Genomic DNA, 17,049 nt, shown 5'->3' with positions numbered 1-17,049 from the left:
CACTCCTTTGATCCGGCAACAGCATTTACCCCAATTGGGGTATGCACCTCTAACACATCCTGAAATATCTTACGGCTAAAAATAACTACTCATAAATAGTGCAGTTTTTTATGTCGTTCAACCCGCCGAGGGAGGGCGTCATTATGGAAGGACAATGTCATGGTTGATTTATCCCGTCGAGGTATGTTGACAGGCAGTTGGCGAAACGCCAGCGCAGGGATCCGTCCGCCGTGGAGCAAGGAAGACTCTCACTTTCTTGCCCATTGCCTCCGTTGTGACGCCTGCATCCAGGCGTGCGAAACCGACATCCTGCAGCGAGGCCAGGGTGGTTACCCGAGCGTAAATTTCAAACACGGCGAGTGCAGCTTTTGCTATGCCTGCGCAGAAGCCTGTCCCGAATCACTTTTTCTTCCGCGCCACACCAGGGCATGGGATCTGAATTTTACGATTGGGGAAAACTGTCTCGCACATCAGTCCGTTGAATGTCACCGCTGTCAGGATAGCTGTGAGCCCATGGCAATAATCTTTCGTCCCACGCTGTCCGGCATTTATCAGCCGCAGCTCGACAATCAGGACTGTAACGGATGTGGCGCCTGTGTCGCTATCTGCCCGGTATCAGCCATTAACGCGGAGTACAACCATGGACAATAACTGGCAGGTCTGCAGCCTGGTCGTTCAGGCCAAAAGCCAGCATATCAACGATATCGCCACGCAGTTGCGTTCCTTTCCCGGTTGTGAAGTTGCACTCAGCGATGTGGAAAGTGGTCAGTTGATTGTGGTGGTGGAAGCTGAGCAAAGTGAAACGCTAATGAAAACAATTGAGTCAGTACGCAACGTTGCGGGCGTACTGGCGGTGTCGCTGGTTTATCACCAGCAGGATGAGCAAGGTGAGGAAACACCATGAAACTCAGTCGTCGTAGCTTTATGAAAGCTAACGCCGTTGCGGCCGCTGCGGCGGCTGCCGGGTTAAGCGTGCCGGGCGTTGCCCGCGCGGTAGTCGGTCAGCAAGAAGCCATTAAATGGGACAAAGCCCCGTGCCGTTTTTGCGGGACGGGCTGTGGCGTATTGGTCGGAACGCAGCAAGGGCGTGTTGTGGCATGCCAGGGCGATCCGGATGCGCCGGTTAACCGTGGGCTCAACTGCATCAAAGGTTACTTCCTGCCGAAAATCATGTACGGAAAAGACCGTTTAACGCAGCCGATGCTGCGCATGAAAGACGGCAAGTATCACAAAGAAGGCGAGTTCACCCCGATTAGCTGGGACCAGGCCTTTGACGTGATGGAAGAGAAATTCAAAACGTCGATGAAAGAGAAAGGCCCTGAGTCTATCGGTATGTTCGGCTCTGGCCAGTGGACGATTTGGGAAGGTTATGCCGCTGCCAAATTGTTTAAAGCGGGTTTCCGTTCCAATAACATCGACCCGAACGCACGTCACTGCATGGCCTCAGCGGTAGTCGGCTTTATGCGTACCTTCGGTATGGATGAACCGATGGGCTGCTATGACGATATCGAACATGCGGATGCCTTCGTCCTGTGGGGCGCGAATATGGCGGAGATGCACCCGATCCTGTGGTCGCGCATCACCAACCGTCGTCTGTCCGATCCTAACGTGAACGTCGCGGTTCTCTCCACCTTCCAGCACCGCAGCTTTGAGCTGGCGGATAACGGTATGGTCTTCACGCCGCAAACCGATCTGGTGATCCTCAACTACATCGCGAACTACATCATTCAAAACAATGCGATTAACCAGGATTTCTTTAGCAAGCACGTTAACCTGCGTAAAGGCGTGACGGACATCGGCTACGGTCTGCGTCCAACCCATCCGCTGGAAAAAGCGGCGAAAAACCCGGGATCCGATGCTTCTGAACCGATGAGCTTTGAGGATTACAAAGCCTTCGTTGCTGAGTACTCGCTGGATAAAACCGCCGAAATGACCGGCGTACCGAAAGATCAGCTGGAACAGCTGGCGCAGCTGTATGCCGATCCGAAGAAAAAAGTTATTTCCTACTGGACGATGGGCTTTAACCAGCACACCCGCGGCGTGTGGGCCAACAACCTGGTCTATAACCTGCACTTGCTGACTGGCAAAATCTCCCAGCCAGGCTGCGGCCCGTTCTCTCTGACCGGCCAGCCTTCAGCCTGCGGCACCGCGCGTGAAGTCGGTACGTTCTCCCACCGTCTGCCTGCGGACATGGTGGTAACGAACGAAAAACACCGCGATATCTGTGAGAAGCACTGGAATATTCCGTCAGGGACCATTCCGGCAAAAGTTGGTCTGCACGCCGTGGCGCAAGACCGCGCGCTGAAAGATGGCAAGCTCAATGTCTACTGGGCGATGTGTACTAACAACATGCAGGCCGGTCCGAACATCAACGAAGAGCGTATGCCGGGCTGGCGTGATCCGCGTAACTTCATCATCGTCTCCGATCCGTACCCGACGATCAGCGCCCTGTCGGCTGACCTGATCCTGCCGACCGCGATGTGGGTAGAGAAAGAAGGCGCCTACGGGAACGCGGAACGCCGTACACAGTTCTGGCGTCAGCAAATTAAAGCGCCGGGCGAATCGAAATCGGATCTGTGGCAACTGGTGCAGTTCTCTCGTCGCTTCAAAACAGAAGAAGTATGGCCGGAAGAGCTGCTGGCACAAAAACCGGAACTGCGCGGTAAAACGCTGTATGACGTGCTGTTTGCTACGCCAGCAGTAACGAAATTCCCAGTGACTGAACTGGCTGAAGATCAACTGAACGATGAATCCCGCGAGCTGGGCTTCTATCTGCAAAAAGGCTTGTTCGAAGAGTACGCCTGGTTTGGCCGCGGTCACGGGCACGATCTTGCGCCATTTGACGATTACCACAAAGCGCGCGGTTTACGCTGGCCGGTCGTTGAGGGTAAAGAGACCCAGTGGCGCTACAGCGAAGGCAGCGACCCTTACGTGAAAGCAGGTGAAAGCTACAAGTTCTACGGTAAACCGGACGGTAAAGCGGTTATCTTCGCGCTGCCATTTGAGCCTGCTGCTGAAGCGCCGGATAAAGAATATGACCTGTGGCTGTCTACCGGACGTGTGCTGGAACACTGGCATACCGGCAGTATGACGCGTCGTGTGCCTGAACTACACCGTGCATTCCCGGAAGCCGTGCTGTTTATCCACCCGCTGGATGCAAAAGCACGCGATCTGCGCCGTGGCGATAAGGTCAAAGTGATTTCCCGTCGTGGCGAAGTGATTTCGATTGTTGAAACACGCGGTCGTAACCGTCCGCCGCAGGGGCTGGTGTACATGCCGTTCTTCGATGCCGCACAGCTGGTGAATAACCTGACGCTGGATGCGACGGATCCGCTCTCCAAAGAGACGGATTTCAAGAAGTGCGCCGTGAAACTGGCGAAGGTGTAACGCGTTATGTCCCGGTCAGCAAAACCCCAAAATGGCCGCCGCCGCTTTCTGCGCGATATGGTTCGCGCAGCGGGCGGGCTGGCCGTCGTTGGCGTGGCGCTGGGGTTGCAACAACAAACCGCACGCGCAACCGGCGTGCGGTTGCGCCCGCCTGGTGCACTGAGCGAGGAGGCATTCGCCAGCGCCTGCGTACGTTGCGGTCAGTGCGTTCAGGCATGTCCCTATGACACGCTGAAGCTGGCAACGCTGGCCTCCGGGCTGGCGGCCGGTACGCCATATTTTGTCGCCCGTGATATTCCCTGCGAAATGTGTGAGGACATTCCGTGTGCCAAAGTCTGCCCGAGCGGCGCGTTGGACAGGGAAATTGAATCCATTGACGATTCGCGTATGGGGCTGGCGGTACTGCTGGATCACGAAAACTGCCTCAACTATCAGGGATTGCGGTGCGACGTTTGCTATCGCGAGTGCCCGAAAATTGATGAGGCGATCACCCTGGAGCTGGACCGCAATATGCGTACCGGCAAGCATGCGCGGTTTATTCCGACCGTGCACAGCGATGCCTGTACCGGCTGTGGGAAATGCGAAAAAGTCTGCGTACTGGAACAGCCAGCAATAAAAGTGCTGCCGCTGTCGCTGGCGAAAGGGGAGTTAGGACACCATTACCGCTTCGGTTGGCTGGAGGGGAACAATGGCAAATCGTAAACGTGATGCCGGGCGTGAAGCGCAGGCAAAAAAAGGATGGTGGAAGAGTCATCGCTGGCTGCTGCTGCGTCGTTTGAGTCAGTTTCTGATACTGGCGATGTTCCTTAGCGGCCCGTGGCTTGGCGTATGGATCCTGCATGGCAACTACAGTAGCAGCCTGTTGCTGGACGCTATCCCGTTCACCGATCCGCTGATTACTCTGCAAAGCCTGGCCAGCGGGCATCTGCCGGCGACGGTGGCGTTAACGGGAGCAGCTATCATCACGGTGCTGTATGCCCTGGCCGGTAAGCGACTGTTTTGCAGTTGGGTTTGTCCCATGAACCCGGTTACCGATTTAGCCAGTTGGTTGCGCAGAAGGTTTGACCTGAATCAGTCCGCAACCCTGCCGCGCCATATACGGTACGTCCTGCTGGTGGTTATCCTGGTCGGTTCCGCCCTGACCGGTACGCTGTTGTGGGAGTGGATAAATCCAGTCTCTCTGCTTGGACGGAGCCTGGTAATGGGATTCGGTAGCGGAGCGCTGCTGATCCTCGCGCTGTTTTTATTTGATTTACTGGTCGTTGAGCATGGCTGGTGCGGGCATCTTTGCCCACTGGGTGCGCTGTATAGCGTGGTGGGAAGCAAAGGGGCATTAACCGTTTCGGCAAAAGAACGTAACAGATGTAACCGCTGTATGGATTGTTTTCATGTTTGCCCGGAACCGCATGTGCTACGTGCGCCGGTGCTGGATGAGCAAAGTCCGGTGCAGGTAACCAGCCGCGATTGCATGGCCTGCGGTCGCTGCGTGGATGTCTGTTCTGAGGATGTTTTTACAATAACAACACGATGGAGTTCGGGAGCGAAATCATGAAAAGCCATGACCTGATTAAGACGCTGTGTCAATGGACGGCCCTGCTTGCCCTGGTCGTCAGTGGGGCCGTTTGGGCTGCAAATGGAGTGGATCTGAGCCAGTCACCGGAAGTCTCAGGAACACAAGAAGGGGCGATTCGCATGCCGAAAGAGCAAGAGCGCATGCCGCTGAACTATGTGAATCAGCCGCCGATGATTCCGCATAGCGTTGAAGGGTATCAGGTGACGACTAACACTAACCGCTGCCTGCAATGCCACGGTGTGGAAAGCTATCGCACCACCGGTGCGCCGCGCATCAGTCCGACGCACTTTATGGACAGCGACGGCAAGGTATTGGCTGAAGTTGCGCCGCGTCGTTATTTCTGCCTGCAATGTCACGTTCCGCAGGCTGACGCCGCGCCGATTGTTGAAAATACCTTCACCCCCTCGAAAGGTTACGGGAAATAAGAGGTCATTATGGAAAATTCTAACCGTAAACCAGGCTGGATTAAGCGCGTCTGGCAATGGTGGCGTCGCCCCAGCCGTCTGGCGCTCGGCACGCTGTTGTTAATCGGCTTTGTGGGCGGCATTATTTTCTGGGGCGGCTTTAATACCGGTATGGAAAAGGCCAATACAGAAGAGTTCTGCATTAGCTGTCACGAAATGCGCAATACGGTATACCAGGAATACATGGAAACCGTACACTACAACAACCGCAGTGGTGTGCGAGCGACTTGCCCTGATTGCCACGTCCCGCATGAGTGGGGCCCGAAAATGATTCGTAAGATCAAGGCCAGTAAAGAGCTGTACGCGAAAGCACTGGGGCTGATAGATACACCGCAGAAATTTGAAGACCATCGTCTGACGATGGCGCAAAATGAGTGGCGGCGTATGAAAGATAATAATTCGCAAGAGTGCCGAAACTGTCACAACTTCGAGTTTATGGATTTAACCGCCCAGAAAGGCGTTGCGGCCAAAATGCACGACCAGGCCGTGAAAGACGGGCAAACCTGTATTGACTGTCATAAAGGGATAGCGCACAAACTGCCTGATATGCGCGAAGTCAAACCGGGCTTTTAACAGGATGTAGATAACCAGGTATGCTTGAAGCCAGAGAATTACTTTGCGAGCGAGATGACAGAATACTGTTCAGCAATCTGTCATTTCGCGTCAACGCAGGGGAATGGGTACAAATTACCGGCAGCAACGGCGCAGGGAAAACTACTCTGCTGCGGTTGCTTACCGGGCTGGCGCGTCCCGATGCAGGGGAGGTTTGCTGGCAAGAGCAGCCGCTGCATCACGTGCGGGACAGCTACCATCAGCAACTGCTGTGGATCGGACATCAGCCGGGGATAAAAACCCGGCTTTCGGCGTTGGAGAACCTGCGTTTCTTCCATCATGACGGCGACATTGCACAGTGTCTGGCTGCGCTGGCGCAGGCGGGACTTGCCGGATATGAAGATATTCCGGTGAACCAGCTCTCCGCCGGACAACAGCGGCGCGTGGCGCTGGCCCGTTTGTGGCTGACCCGCGCCCGGCTGTGGATCCTCGATGAACCCTTTACCGCCATTGATGTGAACGGCGTTGAGCGACTGACTCAGCGTATGGCGCAGCATACGGAGCAGGGCGGTATTGTTATTCTCACCACCCACCAACCGCTCAATGTCGAAACCGATAAAGTGCGACGTATTGCGCTGACCAGCGAGAGGGCAACGCAATGATGTGGCGAATCTTCCGTTTAGAACTGCGAGTTGCGTTTCGTCATAGTGCGGAAATCGCCAATCCTTTATGGTTCTTCCTGATTGTTATTACGCTGTTCCCCCTGAGCATTGGGCCGGAGCCGCAGCTACTGGCGCGCATTGCGCCGGGCATCATTTGGGTTGCGGCGCTGCTGGCGTCATTGCTGGCGCTGGAACGCCTGTTTCGTGATGATCTGCAGGACGGCAGCCTTGAGCAACTGATGCTGCTGCCGTTACCGCTACCGGCCGTGGTGCTGGCGAAAGTGATGGCGCACTGGGTCGTGACTGGCCTGCCGCTGTTGATTCTCTCGCCGCTAGTGGCGCTGCTGCTGGGCATGGATATGTACGGCTGGAAAATTATGGCGCTGACGTTGTTACTCGGAACGCCGACGCTGGGCTTCCTCGGTGCGCCGGGTGTGGGGTTGACGGTAGGCTTAAAGCGCGGCGGCGTGTTGCTAAGCGTGCTGGTGCTCCCACTCACCATACCCTTACTGATTTTTGCAACCGCCGCGATGGATGCGGCTTCTATGCACTTACCGGTTGAAGGGTACATGGCAATTCTGGGCGCGTTGCTGGTCGGCAGCGCCACGTTAAGCCCGTTTGCCACAGCCGCGGCGTTACGGATAAGCGTGCAGTAACGAGAATTAGATGTGTAGGCCGGGCAAGGCGCTCTGGCACAACGGATTTTAATTTATGGAGTCTGGTGACTGAACTATGTGGAAAACACTTCATCAATTGGCGATGCCCCCTCGGCTCTATCAGATCTGTGGCTGGTTTATCCCGTGGCTGGCGATTGCCAGCGCGGTGGTACTGATAACGGGATGGGTCTGGGGCTTTGGTTTTGCGCCTGCGGATTATCAGCAGGGGCAGAGCTATCGCATTATTTATCTGCACGTTCCGGCGGCAATCTGGTCGATGGGCATTTATGCCTCAATGGCTGTTGCCGCGTTTATCGGCCTGGTCTGGCAGATGAAAATGGCCAATCTGGCGCTGGCTGCGATGGCGCCGATTGGTGCAGTGTTTACCTTTATTGCGCTGGTGACCGGCTCCGCATGGGGCAAACCGATGTGGGGAACCTGGTGGGTCTGGGATGCCCGACTCACCTCTGAACTGGTGCTGCTGTTTCTCTACGTGGGCGCCATTGCGCTGTGGCATGCCTTTGACGACCGCCGTCTGGCAGGTCGTGCCGCCGGTATTCTGGTGCTGATTGGCGTGGTCAACTTACCGATTATCCACTATTCGGTTGAGTGGTGGAATACGCTGCATCAGGGTTCTACCCGCATGCAGCAAAGCATCGATCCGGCGATGCGTACGCCGCTGCGTCTGGCGATCGTCGGCTACCTGTTACTGTTTGTCACGCTGGCGCTGATGCGCATGCGTAACCTGATTTTGATGATGGAAAAACGCCGCCCGTGGGTGAGCGAACTGATCTTAAAAAGAGGCCGCCAATGACCCCTGCATTTGCATCATGGAGTGATTTTTTCGCGATGGGCGGCTACGCCTTGTATGTCTGGCTTGCCGTAGCGATGAGCGTTATCCCGCTGGTGGTGCTGGTACTGCATTCCGCGTTACAACATCGCGCAATTTTACGCGGTGTGGCGCAGCAGCGGGCGAGAGAAGCGCGTATGCGTGCGGCGCAAGTGCAACGGGAGGCGGCGTGAATATTCGACGTAAAAATCGGTTATGGATAGCCTGTGCGGTACTGGCGGGTCTGGCGTTGACCATTACGCTGGTGCTTTATGCGCTGCGTTCTAATATTGACCTGTTCTATACGCCGGGAGAGATACTCTACGGTAAGCGCGAAACGCAGCAGATGCCCGAAGTCGGTCAGCGCCTGCGCGTGGGCGGAATGGTGATGCCCGGTAGCGTAAAGCGCGATCCGCAGTCGTTGAAGGTGAATTTCAGTATCTATGACGCCGAAGGTGTGGTGGATGTCACCTACGAAGGCATTCTGCCGGATCTGTTCCGCGAAGGGCAGGGTGTCGTTGTTCAGGGCGAACTGGACGAAGGAAATCATGTGCAGGCCAAAGAGGTTCTTGCCAAACATGATGAGAATTACACCCCGCCGGAAGTCGAAAAAGCGATGCAGGAAAACCATCGTCGCCCGGAAAGTGTTTATAAGGATAAAACGTCATGATGCCTGAAATTGGCAATGCGCTGTTGTGCCTTGCGCTCGGCGTGGCGTTACTACTGTCGGTCTATCCGCTGTGGGGCGTAGCGCGCGGCGACGTGCGAATGATGGCCTCCGCGCGGCCTTTTGCCTGGGTTCTGTTTATCTGCGTGATGGGGGCGTTCCTGATTCTGGTCAACGCCTTCGTGGTTAATGACTTTACCGTCACCTACGTTGCCAGCAACTCCAATACTCAGCTTCCGGTCTGGTATCGGGTGGCAGCAACCTGGGGGGCTCATGAAGGCTCGCTGTTGCTATGGGTGCTGCTGATGAGCGGCTGGACGTTCGCCGTTGCGGCGTTCAGCCAGCGAATGCCGCTGGACATCGTTGCTCGCGTGCTGGCGGTGATGGGGATGGTAAGCGTTGGCTTTCTGCTGTTTATTCTGTTTACCTCCAACCCGTTTGCCCGTACGTTGCCCAACTTCCCTATTGAAGGGCGCGACCTGAACCCGCTGTTGCAGGATCCGGGACTGATTTTCCATCCGCCGTTGCTGTACATGGGGTATGTCGGCTTCTCCGTGGCCTTCGCGTTTGCGATTGCCGCGCTGATGAGCGGACGACTGGACAGTACCTTCGCCCGTTTTTCGCGTCCGTGGACGCTGGCGGCGTGGGTGTTCCTGACGCTGGGTATTGTACTCGGTTCGGCCTGGGCCTATTACGAGCTGGGCTGGGGCGGCTGGTGGTTCTGGGATCCGGTTGAGAACGCCTCGTTTATGCCATGGCTGGTGGGAACGGCGCTGATGCACTCGCTGTCGGTAACCGAACAGCGTGCCAGCTTTAAAGCCTGGACGCTGCTGCTGTCAATCTGCGCATTCTCGCTTTGCCTGTTAGGTACTTTCCTGGTGCGCTCCGGCGTGTTGGTATCGGTGCATGCCTTCGCCTCCGATCCGTCGCGCGGGATGTTTATTCTGGCCTTTATGGTATTGGTGATTGGCGGCTCCCTGCTGCTGTTTGCGGTGCGCGGTCACAAGGTCCGCTCACGGGTGAACAACGCGCTGTGGTCGCGTGAATCTCTGCTGTTGGGCAACAACGTTCTGCTGATTGCCGCCATGCTGGTGGTGCTCTTGGGCACGCTGCTGCCGCTGGTGCACAAACAACTGGGTCTGGGCAGTATTTCGATTGGCGAACCGTTCTTCAACACCATGTTTACCTGGCTGATGGCGCCGTTCGCGCTGTTGCTGGGAATTGGGCCATTAGTACGCTGGGGCCGTGACCGACCGCGTAAACTGAAAACGTTACTGATTATCGCGTTTGTCACCACGCTTGTTCTGTCGCTGCTGCTGCCGTGGCTGTTTGAGGATCGAGTTGCCGCTATGACGGTGGTAGGGCTGGCGATGGCATGCTGGATATTCGTGCTGGCGATGTCCGAAGCATTCCTGCGTGTTTCCCGCGGAACGAAATTAACACCAAGCTATTGGGGCATGGTGTCGGGCCACGTTGGGCTGGCGATAACTATTGTCGGTATTGCCTTTAGCCAGAACTACAGCGTTGAACGCGATGTGCGCATGAAAGCAGGTGATAGCGTCAGTATCCATAACTATCAGTTCACGTTCCGCGAAGTGAAAGATATTACCGGACCTAACTACCGGGGCGGTGTCGCCATTATTGGCGTTACCCGAGATGGTAAACCGGAAGCCACGCTGCATGCGGAAAAACGCTTCTATAACAGCACCAGTTCGATGATGACCGAAGCGGCAATTGACGGCGGATTCACGCGCGATCTGTACGCCGCGCTGGGTGAAGAACTGGATAACGGCGCATGGGCTGTGCGTCTGTACTACAAACCGTTTATTCGCTGGATTTGGGCCGGAGGATTGCTGATGGCGCTGGGCGGATTGTTCTGCCTGTTTGATCCACGCTATCGTCAGCGCGCGCGTCCTCGCGCCGCGGTGCAAAAAAATGCGTCGGAGGCTGTATGAAGCGCAACGCACTGTTAATTCCGTTTATTATTTTTCTGATCATTGCGGCGGCGCTGCTGTGGCAGCTGGCGCGTAACGCTCAGGGAGACGATCCCACGAATCTGGAATCGGCGCTGATCGGCAAACCCGTTCCGACATTCCGCCTGGAGTCGCTGGAGAATCCGGGTCAGCATTATCAGGCCGATGTGCTGACCCAAGGCAAACCGGTACTGCTGAACGTCTGGGCGACCTGGTGTCCGACCTGTCGTGCCGAACATCAGTATCTGAACCAGCTGTCTGCGCAAGGCGTGCGGGTGGTGGGTCTGAACTATAAAGACGATCGTCAGAAAGCCATTGTCTGGCTGAAAGAGCTGGGAAATCCTTACTCATTAAGCCTGTTTGACGGCGACGGTATGCTCGGTCTGGATCTTGGCGTGTACGGCGCGCCGGAAACATTCCTGATCGACGGTAAAGGTATTATTCGCTATCGCCATGCTGGTGATTTGAATGCCAGGGTGTGGGAGAGCGAGATCAAACCGTTGTGGGATAAGTACAGTAAGGAGGCTGCGCAATGAGATTTTTACTGGGCCTGCTGATGCTGGTTATCTCGGGATCTGCGCTGGCGACCATCGATGTGATGCAGTTTAAGGATGAAGCGCAGGAGCAGCAGTTCCGTCAGCTTACCGAACAGCTGCGCTGTCCTAAATGTCAGAACAACAGTATCGCCGATTCTAACTCAATGATTGCCACTGACCTGCGCCAGAAAGTGTACGAACTGATGCAGGAAGGGAAAAGCCAGAAAGAGATTGTCGACTACATGGTGGCGCGCTACGGCAACTTTGTCACTTACGATCCGCCGTTGACGCCGCTTACTGTGCTTTTGTGGGTGATGCCGGTGGTAGCGATTGGTTTGGGCGGCTGGATTATTTTTGCCCGTACTCGCCGACGCGTCCGGGTGAAGCTTGAAGAGTTTCCTGACGACGTTATCCCGGATGGCAAGCGCGGTGGATTTGGGTTGTTTGTGCCCGGCATCGTGGTGGCGCTGATCGTTGGCGCGGTGAGCTATTATGAAACCGGCAGCTATAAGCAGGTTCAGGTCTGGCAGCAGGCCACCGCTCAGGCTCCGGCGCTGCTGGAACGCGCGTTGGATCCGAAAGCTGACCCGCTCAATGAAGAAGATATGACACGTCTGGCGCTGGGGCTGCGCACGCGTTTACAAGCCGATCCTACAAACGTTGAAGGTTGGATCATGCTTGGGCGTATTGGCATGGTACTCGGTAACGCCAGTACGGCCACTGAAGCCTATGCCAATGCCTATCGACTGGATCCTAAAAACAGCGATGCGGCGCTGGGTTATGCGGAAGCACTGACCCGTTCATCCGATCCTGACGATAATCGCAGGGGAGGGGAGCTGTTACGCCAGCTGGTGCGCGGTGAACATGCCAACGTGCGGGTTCTCAGCATGTACGCGTTTAACGCTTTTGAACAGCAGCGCTTCGGCGAGGCGGTTGCGGCGTGGGAGATGATGCTGAAATTATTACCGGCCAATGATACCCGTCGGGCGGTGATAGAACGCAGCATTAAGCAGGCGATGGAGCAGCTAACGCCGCAGGAGAAGTAAGAGTCCAGATTACCCGAAGGCGTGCTGCTTTCGGGCCTGTGCGAGCTTTGTAGGCCGGATAAGACGCTGCTGCGTCGTCATCCGGCATCTCATTGATTACTGCATGCCGCGCGTTTGCAAAAACAGGATGGTGGCAGCAACGCGAGAACGCACATTGAGTTTGCGCAGCAGGTTGCGAATATGCACCTTCACCGTCTGTTCAGAAATATTCAGCACTGATGCAATCTGTTTGTTCGACAGTCCCTGAGCAAGTTCATGCAATACATCCAGCTCGCGTTCGGTGAGAATGCTGAATGGATCTTCCTGCGCACCAAACAGGTCACGTTCGCGCAGATATTCGCTAACGCGAGCGCTAAACGCTTTACCACCTTTGGCACCGTTACGAATGGCTTCCAGCAAGACTTCAGGATCGCTATCTTTCAGTAAATAACCATCCGCGCCGGCATCAATTAAGGCGTACACATCGCTGGCGGCATCCGATACGGTAAGAATAATAATTTGCGCGGTGACGCCGTCCCGACGCAGCGCATTCAGGGTGTCCAGCCCGCTCATACCTTTCATATTGAGATCCAGCAGGATCACATCAAGGTCCAGACGGTTTGCCAGATCGATAGCACTTGCGCCGTCGCCAGCTTCAGCGACTACGTCAAATGCGGGATCCAGTTGCAATAATTGACTAATTCCCCGCCGCATGAGTGGGTGGTCGTCGACAATCAGCACCCGAAAAGGCGTTACTTCAGGCATACTATTCTCCTGAGCTTTTATTAGTATCATTATTGTTTTCAGCGCATCAATCGTCCAGATTCATCGCGCTGATGAGAGGATGAATTTTACCCCAATTTGTGCATGGGTAAGTAGCAAAACCTGTGCTGAAGGCTGCTGTAAAACTCAGGAATGCGGAATCGCAGACATAAAAAAAACCAACCGCAAGGGTTGGTTTTTTTAGGGATTTTTGGTCGGCACGAGAGGATTTGAACCTCCGACCCCCGACACCCCATGACGGTGCGCTACCAGGCTGCGCTACGTGCCGACGCTATGGCTGCTAATACTACTGCTTTCCGCTACGAATGCAAGAGGATGCCTCACTAACTGATTTATAATTAATCAGTTAGCAATAAATCGTTTCTCATCCGTCAGAACCTGTAGCAGCAGGCTGAGCTGCGGTTTCTGATCTTTTATTTTCTCGCCACGTAAATCATAGGTCTGATAATTTCCGTTGTTGTTCAGCACCAGCGTCATCTCTGGCGTAGTCACTGCCATCGTGCTGCCGTCAGCGGCGGTCACCCAGTAATGGCGACGTGTAGCATTGAACAAATCCTGCCCCTGCGAGTATTCGTTAGCCGGCGTGCTGACATGCAGCAGGCGCTGCATCAGCGTCGTCATCAGGTCTGTATGATCGGTCAGGCTATTGATACGCTGGGCAGGTGTTCCCGGCCAGTGAATCACCAGAGGAACCTGCAGATGACCGCGCGACCAGGCAAAGTTGTTCTCTTCCTGAGTCAGCGGCACACCGCGGCCAGCGGTAATAATCACCACCGTGTTGTCCAGTTTACCCGAGTCGCGCAGGGCGCTAAGAACACGGTTAATATTGGCATCCACATCCTGAGCGGCGCTGGCGTAGCGTTTGGCAAAGTTCTTCTGGTTACTGTCATCAAGGTTTGTCCCGTTAAAGGAGACCCAGGAGAACCAGCGATTATCTTCCTGCGCGTAGCGTCCCAGCCAGTTAATCCATTGACTTGCGGTTTGTTCGTCTGATTGCGTTTGCACACTCGGCATGGAGAAATCTGACAGCAGCGCCTGGCGATAAAGCGGGCTGGTAAAGCCATCCGAGGAGAATAGTCCTAACTGATACCCTTGCTGGTTCAGTGCAGAGATCAGCGCCGCAGGCGTTCGGGTCGACAAAATGCCGTCCATGTAGCTTGGCGATACACCATAGAACAGGCCAAAGATCCCGTTATCCGTGGTGTTGCCTGAGCTCATGTGACGCGTAAAGGAGATATTCTGCCCGGCGAACTCAGCCAGCGCAGGCATCTGTTTTTCAAAGCGTGAGTAGTTCAGGCCGTCTACGGTGATCAGCAGAACGTTCTGGCCGGTACCCAGATCGCGATAGTGCAGTTCGCTGAGCGGGTACTGCACGGAAACCGCTTCCGGATTACCCTGTTCGATCAGGCGACGCTGATACTCTTGCGCATCCAGCAGGCCATGTTTTTCCAGAAACTTACGCGCCGTCATCGGGTAGGAGAGCGGCAGGTTTGCGCGTTGCATGGTAATCGGGCGATAGAAATTGGCATCTGCCCAGATATACACCACATGCGAGGCGATAAAAGAAACAAAGAAGAATGCCGCTAACGGTTTGGCGAAATGGCGACGACGCGTCAGGCTGCGCAGCTTTTGCCAGCTCCAGGTCGCAAACAACATTTCTATTAGCAGGATAACCGGCACGCTGATAAACAACAGTTGCCAGTCACGCGCCGCTTCGTTCTGGTCAGGATTAATGACCAGTTCCCAGACTATCGGGTTAAGGTGCAGGTGGAAGCGGGTGAAAACTTCGCTGTCGATTAACAACAGCGTCATGCCAGCCGTCGCCAGAATAGCTGATAAGAATCGCATCAGCCTCTGGGACATGACGATAAACGTCAGGGGAAACAGGATTAGCAGATAGGTGGCAAACACCAGAAAGCTAAAATGCCCGACAACGCTCAGGTAGGAATATACACGACCTGCAAGGGTTGTCGGCCAGTCGGCGACAAACAGGTAACGGCTACCGAGAACCATGGCCAACAGAATGTTGAACAAGGCAAACCAGTGCCCCCAGCTAACCATCTGGGAGACTTTCTCACGGTAGCGCTGACGATGAGTTACCATAAACTGTTGTTCGTTTCCCCGGAGCAGGCTCTTAATGCGCTTGGTCGTCGTTTACCGAAGACTGCAATGCGCGGGCAAAAGAGTTGGCAATCGCCTGGCGCTGGGCCGGTGCGATGCTTGTATTGATAAGGTTAGTCACCATGTTTCCCAGAACCATCAGGGAAAGGTCGGTCGGCGCCTTATGTTTTTCCAGTACGTTGAGCATCTCATTCAGCAGTTGTTCAACGTGTTCGTCACTATAGCGGGAAATTTGTGGCATAAATCGAAATCAGTCTGTTCATGAAAGGGCAACATATTACCGTACAGACAGTTTTTTTTCTGCTTTTTTATCTTCTATTGCGTCACTGTCCGGCAGGTGGTTGAATACCGCCCGGTCTAAAAGGAGAGTTTATCATGAGTCTGGATATCAACCAGATTGCCCTGCACCAGCTTATCAAACGTGACGAGCAGAACCTTGAGCTGGTCTTGCGCGATTCATTACTGGAACCGACAGCGACGGTTGTCGATATGATGGCTGAGTTGCATCGGGTGTATAGCGCCAAGAATAAAGCCTATGGCCTGTTTAGCGAAGAGAGTGAACTGGCGCAAACGCTGCATTTACAGCGTCAGGGTGAAGAGGATTTTCTGGCATTTAGTCGTGCCGCGACCGGACGCTTGCGGGACGAGCTGGCGAAATATCCTTTTGCCGACGGCGGTATTGTCCTGTTCTGCCATTACCGCTATCTGGCGGTAGAGTATCTGCTGGTCGCCGTGCTGAACAATTTAAGCAGCATGCGCGTCAATGAAAATCTGGATATCAACCCGACGCACTATCTGGATATCAATCATGCGGACATCGTGGCGCGTATTGATTTAACCGAGTGGGAAACCAATCCGGAGTCCACGCGCTATCTGACGTTCCTGAAAGGGCGAGTCGGGCGTAAAGTCGCCGATTTCTTTATGGATTTCCTCGGTGCCAGCGAAGGTCTGAACGCCAAAGCGCAAAACCGTGGCCTGCTGCAGGCGGTCGATGACTTTACTGCCGAGGCGCAACTCGATAAAGCCGAACGCCAGAACGTGCGTCAGCAGGTGTACAGCTACTGTAACGAGCAGCTGCAGGCTGGTGAAGAGATCGAGCTGGAGTCGCTGTCTAAAGAGCTTTCCGGCGTCAGTGAAGTCAGCTTCAGCGAATTTACCGCTGATAAAGGCTACGAGCTGGAAGAGAGCTTCCCTGCGGATCGCAGTACGCTGCGTCAGTTAACCAAATTTGCAGGCAGCGGCGGTGGGTTAACCATTAACTTCGACGCTATGTTACTGGGTGAACGTATTTTCTGGGATCCGGCGACGGACACCTTGACCATCAAAGGTACGCCGCCGAACCTGCGCGACCAGCTGCAGCGCCGCACGTCTGGCGGGAAATAAAACCGTGTGCCGGGTGAGAGCGTTAACGCCTTATCCGGTCGACGAGAACCATCAGTATCGATGACAAAATCCCATAAAAAAACCCCGCCTTGGCGGGGTTTTTCTTCAACTTGTTTGCGATTACGCGCGAACGAAGTCGATGTGGGACAGCTTCGGCTTGAACGGGTGACGCTGTACAGCCTGAGCTTTAACTTTAACTTCTTTACCGTCAACAACGATGGTCAGAACTTCGCTGTAGAATTCAGCTTTAGCTTGCATGTTCATAACTGCATCGTGATCCAGTTCGATAGCAATCGGGGCTTCTGCGCCACCGTAGATGATAGCCGGGAACTTGTTAGCGGCACGCAGGCGGCGGCTCGCACCCTTACCCTGCTCTTTACGTACTTCAGCGTTGATAGTAAACATTTAAATCTCTCTTTAATAATTCCTGCTACAGGC

Annotated in this window: 20 protein-coding genes and 1 tRNA gene; 16 read left to right on the top strand and 5 right to left on the bottom strand. The window is 54.8% G+C overall.

Features of this window, described 5'->3' with window-relative positions; all coding sequences use genetic code 11:
* Positions 1-159: 159 nt before the first annotated feature.
* From napF to OGX83_RS16265, 15 genes are all read left to right on the top strand, one after another.
* Positions 160-651 carry a ferredoxin-type protein NapF gene (gene napF / locus OGX83_RS16335; RefSeq protein WP_057066516.1) on the top strand — a complete coding sequence of 164 codons (492 nt, stop codon included), beginning with the start codon at positions 160-162 and terminating at the stop codon, positions 649-651.
* Positions 641-904, top strand: coding sequence for a chaperone NapD (gene napD / locus OGX83_RS16330; protein WP_003027560.1), 264 nt, complete (start codon positions 641-643; stop codon positions 902-904). Before napF ends, napD begins: the two co-directional genes overlap by 11 nt.
* Positions 901-3,387, top strand: coding sequence for a nitrate reductase catalytic subunit NapA (gene napA / locus OGX83_RS16325; protein WP_286588571.1), 2,487 nt, complete (start codon positions 901-903; stop codon positions 3,385-3,387). The genes napD and napA overlap by 4 nt, the downstream gene beginning before the upstream one ends.
* 6 nt (positions 3,388-3,393) lie before the next feature.
* Complete coding sequence (gene napG, locus OGX83_RS16320) at positions 3,394-4,089, top strand: ferredoxin-type protein NapG (RefSeq protein ID WP_003834629.1); 696 nt, start codon at positions 3,394-3,396, stop codon at positions 4,087-4,089.
* Positions 4,076-4,939 carry a quinol dehydrogenase ferredoxin subunit NapH gene (napH, locus tag OGX83_RS16315; RefSeq protein ID WP_003027552.1) on the top strand — a complete coding sequence of 288 codons (864 nt, stop codon included), beginning with the start codon at positions 4,076-4,078 and terminating at the stop codon, positions 4,937-4,939. The genes napG and napH overlap by 14 nt, the downstream gene beginning before the upstream one ends.
* Positions 4,936-5,385 (top strand): nitrate reductase cytochrome c-type subunit, encoded by a 450-nt coding sequence (gene napB, locus OGX83_RS16310; protein WP_048215889.1) that lies wholly within the window; start codon positions 4,936-4,938, stop codon positions 5,383-5,385. Before napH ends, napB begins: the two co-directional genes overlap by 4 nt.
* Positions 5,386-5,394: 9 nt before the next feature.
* Positions 5,395-5,997, top strand: a complete 603-nt coding sequence (gene napC / locus OGX83_RS16305) for a cytochrome c-type protein NapC (protein ID WP_003027548.1) — start codon at positions 5,395-5,397, stop codon at positions 5,995-5,997.
* A 20-nt stretch (positions 5,998-6,017) separates the two neighbouring features.
* Positions 6,018-6,638 carry a cytochrome c biogenesis heme-transporting ATPase CcmA gene (gene ccmA, locus OGX83_RS16300; RefSeq protein ID WP_008785298.1) on the top strand — a complete coding sequence of 207 codons (621 nt, stop codon included), beginning with the start codon at positions 6,018-6,020 and terminating at the stop codon, positions 6,636-6,638.
* Entirely contained in the window at positions 6,635-7,294 is a 660-nt protein-coding gene (gene ccmB / locus OGX83_RS16295) for a heme exporter protein CcmB (protein ID WP_003027542.1), read from the top strand. The genes ccmA and ccmB overlap by 4 nt, the downstream gene beginning before the upstream one ends.
* Positions 7,295-7,370: 76 nt before the next feature.
* Complete coding sequence (locus tag OGX83_RS16290) at positions 7,371-8,108, top strand: heme ABC transporter permease (protein WP_003027538.1); 738 nt, start codon at positions 7,371-7,373, stop codon at positions 8,106-8,108.
* The gene (gene ccmD / locus OGX83_RS16285; RefSeq protein ID WP_020996676.1) at positions 8,105-8,317 is read left to right on the top strand and encodes a heme exporter protein CcmD; all 213 of its coding nucleotides are present in this window, start codon (positions 8,105-8,107) and stop codon (positions 8,315-8,317) included. Before OGX83_RS16290 ends, ccmD begins: the two co-directional genes overlap by 4 nt.
* A complete protein-coding gene (ccmE, locus tag OGX83_RS16280) occupies positions 8,314-8,793 on the top strand; it encodes a cytochrome c maturation protein CcmE (RefSeq protein ID WP_003834619.1) in 480 nt (159 codons plus the stop codon). The genes ccmD and ccmE overlap by 4 nt, the downstream gene beginning before the upstream one ends.
* A complete protein-coding gene (locus OGX83_RS16275) occupies positions 8,790-10,745 on the top strand; it encodes a heme lyase CcmF/NrfE family subunit (RefSeq protein ID WP_048224655.1) in 1,956 nt (651 codons plus the stop codon). Before ccmE ends, OGX83_RS16275 begins: the two co-directional genes overlap by 4 nt.
* Positions 10,742-11,299, top strand: coding sequence for a thiol:disulfide interchange protein DsbE (dsbE, locus tag OGX83_RS16270; protein WP_003834613.1), 558 nt, complete (start codon positions 10,742-10,744; stop codon positions 11,297-11,299). The genes OGX83_RS16275 and dsbE overlap by 4 nt, the downstream gene beginning before the upstream one ends.
* Positions 11,296-12,345 (top strand): cytochrome c-type biogenesis protein CcmH, encoded by a 1,050-nt coding sequence (locus tag OGX83_RS16265; protein ID WP_032944027.1) that lies wholly within the window; start codon positions 11,296-11,298, stop codon positions 12,343-12,345. The genes dsbE and OGX83_RS16265 overlap by 4 nt, the downstream gene beginning before the upstream one ends.
* 96 nt (positions 12,346-12,441) lie before the next feature.
* Here the strand turns inward: OGX83_RS16265 and narP are convergent, their stop codons facing one another.
* From narP to OGX83_RS16245, 4 genes are all read right to left on the bottom strand, one after another.
* Positions 12,442-13,089, bottom strand: a complete 648-nt coding sequence (gene narP, locus OGX83_RS16260) for a nitrate/nitrite response regulator protein NarP (protein ID WP_003834605.1) — start codon at positions 13,087-13,089, stop codon at positions 12,442-12,444.
* A gap of 209 nt (positions 13,090-13,298) precedes the next feature.
* A tRNA-Pro gene (locus OGX83_RS16255) sits at positions 13,299-13,375 on the bottom strand.
* 74 nt (positions 13,376-13,449) lie between these two features.
* The gene (gene yejM / locus OGX83_RS16250) at positions 13,450-15,210 is read right to left on the bottom strand and encodes an LPS biosynthesis-modulating metalloenzyme YejM (RefSeq protein WP_057066518.1); all 1,761 of its coding nucleotides are present in this window, start codon (positions 15,208-15,210) and stop codon (positions 13,450-13,452) included.
* A gap of 31 nt (positions 15,211-15,241) precedes the next feature.
* Positions 15,242-15,469, bottom strand: coding sequence for a YejL family protein (locus OGX83_RS16245; RefSeq protein ID WP_003027506.1), 228 nt, complete (start codon positions 15,467-15,469; stop codon positions 15,242-15,244).
* Positions 15,470-15,603: 134 nt separating this feature from the next.
* Between OGX83_RS16245 and yejK the strand changes: the two genes are divergently transcribed.
* Complete coding sequence (yejK, locus tag OGX83_RS16240; RefSeq protein ID WP_286588569.1) at positions 15,604-16,611, top strand: nucleoid-associated protein YejK; 1,008 nt, start codon at positions 15,604-15,606, stop codon at positions 16,609-16,611.
* Positions 16,612-16,731: 120 nt separating this feature from the next.
* Here the strand turns inward: yejK and rplY are convergent, their stop codons facing one another.
* Entirely contained in the window at positions 16,732-17,016 is a 285-nt protein-coding gene (gene rplY, locus OGX83_RS16235; protein WP_003027502.1) for a 50S ribosomal protein L25, read from the bottom strand.
* Positions 17,017-17,049: the final 33 nt, after the last annotated feature.

Origin of the sequence: Citrobacter sp. Cpo074, from assembly GCF_030332745.1 — a bacterium.
Classification (GTDB): Bacteria; Pseudomonadota; Gammaproteobacteria; order Enterobacterales; family Enterobacteriaceae; genus Citrobacter; species Citrobacter portucalensis.
Note: the sequence above shows the minus strand (reverse complement) of the source record. Positions and strands in the feature narration are given on the sequence as shown.

Bases quoted from the DNA above. Each gene is read 5' to 3' on its own strand.
- napF (WP_057066516.1), top strand. From the start codon at position 160: ATGGTTGATTTATCCCGTCGAGGTATGTTGACAGGCAGTTGGCGAAAC.
- napD (WP_003027560.1), top strand. From the start codon at position 641: ATGGACAATAACTGGCAGGTCTGCAGCCTGGTCGTTCAGGCCAAAAGC.
- napA (WP_286588571.1), top strand. From the start codon at position 901: ATGAAACTCAGTCGTCGTAGCTTTATGAAAGCTAACGCCGTTGCGGCC.
- napG (WP_003834629.1), top strand. From the start codon at position 3,394: ATGTCCCGGTCAGCAAAACCCCAAAATGGCCGCCGCCGCTTTCTGCGC.
- napH (WP_003027552.1), top strand. From the start codon at position 4,076: ATGGCAAATCGTAAACGTGATGCCGGGCGTGAAGCGCAGGCAAAAAAA.
- napB (WP_048215889.1), top strand. From the start codon at position 4,936: ATGAAAAGCCATGACCTGATTAAGACGCTGTGTCAATGGACGGCCCTG.
- napC (WP_003027548.1), top strand. From the start codon at position 5,395: ATGGAAAATTCTAACCGTAAACCAGGCTGGATTAAGCGCGTCTGGCAA.
- ccmA (WP_008785298.1), top strand. From the start codon at position 6,018: ATGCTTGAAGCCAGAGAATTACTTTGCGAGCGAGATGACAGAATACTG.
- ccmB (WP_003027542.1), top strand. From the start codon at position 6,635: ATGATGTGGCGAATCTTCCGTTTAGAACTGCGAGTTGCGTTTCGTCAT.
- OGX83_RS16290 (WP_003027538.1), top strand. From the start codon at position 7,371: ATGTGGAAAACACTTCATCAATTGGCGATGCCCCCTCGGCTCTATCAG.
- ccmD (WP_020996676.1), top strand. From the start codon at position 8,105: ATGACCCCTGCATTTGCATCATGGAGTGATTTTTTCGCGATGGGCGGC.
- OGX83_RS16275 (WP_048224655.1), top strand. From the start codon at position 8,790: ATGATGCCTGAAATTGGCAATGCGCTGTTGTGCCTTGCGCTCGGCGTG.
- dsbE (WP_003834613.1), top strand. From the start codon at position 10,742: ATGAAGCGCAACGCACTGTTAATTCCGTTTATTATTTTTCTGATCATT.
- OGX83_RS16265 (WP_032944027.1), top strand. From the start codon at position 11,296: ATGAGATTTTTACTGGGCCTGCTGATGCTGGTTATCTCGGGATCTGCG.
- narP (WP_003834605.1), bottom strand. From the start codon at position 13,089: ATGCCTGAAGTAACGCCTTTTCGGGTGCTGATTGTCGACGACCACCCA.
- yejM (WP_057066518.1), bottom strand. From the start codon at position 15,210: ATGGTAACTCATCGTCAGCGCTACCGTGAGAAAGTCTCCCAGATGGTT.
- OGX83_RS16245 (WP_003027506.1), bottom strand. From the start codon at position 15,469: ATGCCACAAATTTCCCGCTATAGTGACGAACACGTTGAACAACTGCTG.
- yejK (WP_286588569.1), top strand. From the start codon at position 15,604: ATGAGTCTGGATATCAACCAGATTGCCCTGCACCAGCTTATCAAACGT.
- rplY (WP_003027502.1), bottom strand. From the start codon at position 17,016: ATGTTTACTATCAACGCTGAAGTACGTAAAGAGCAGGGTAAGGGTGCG.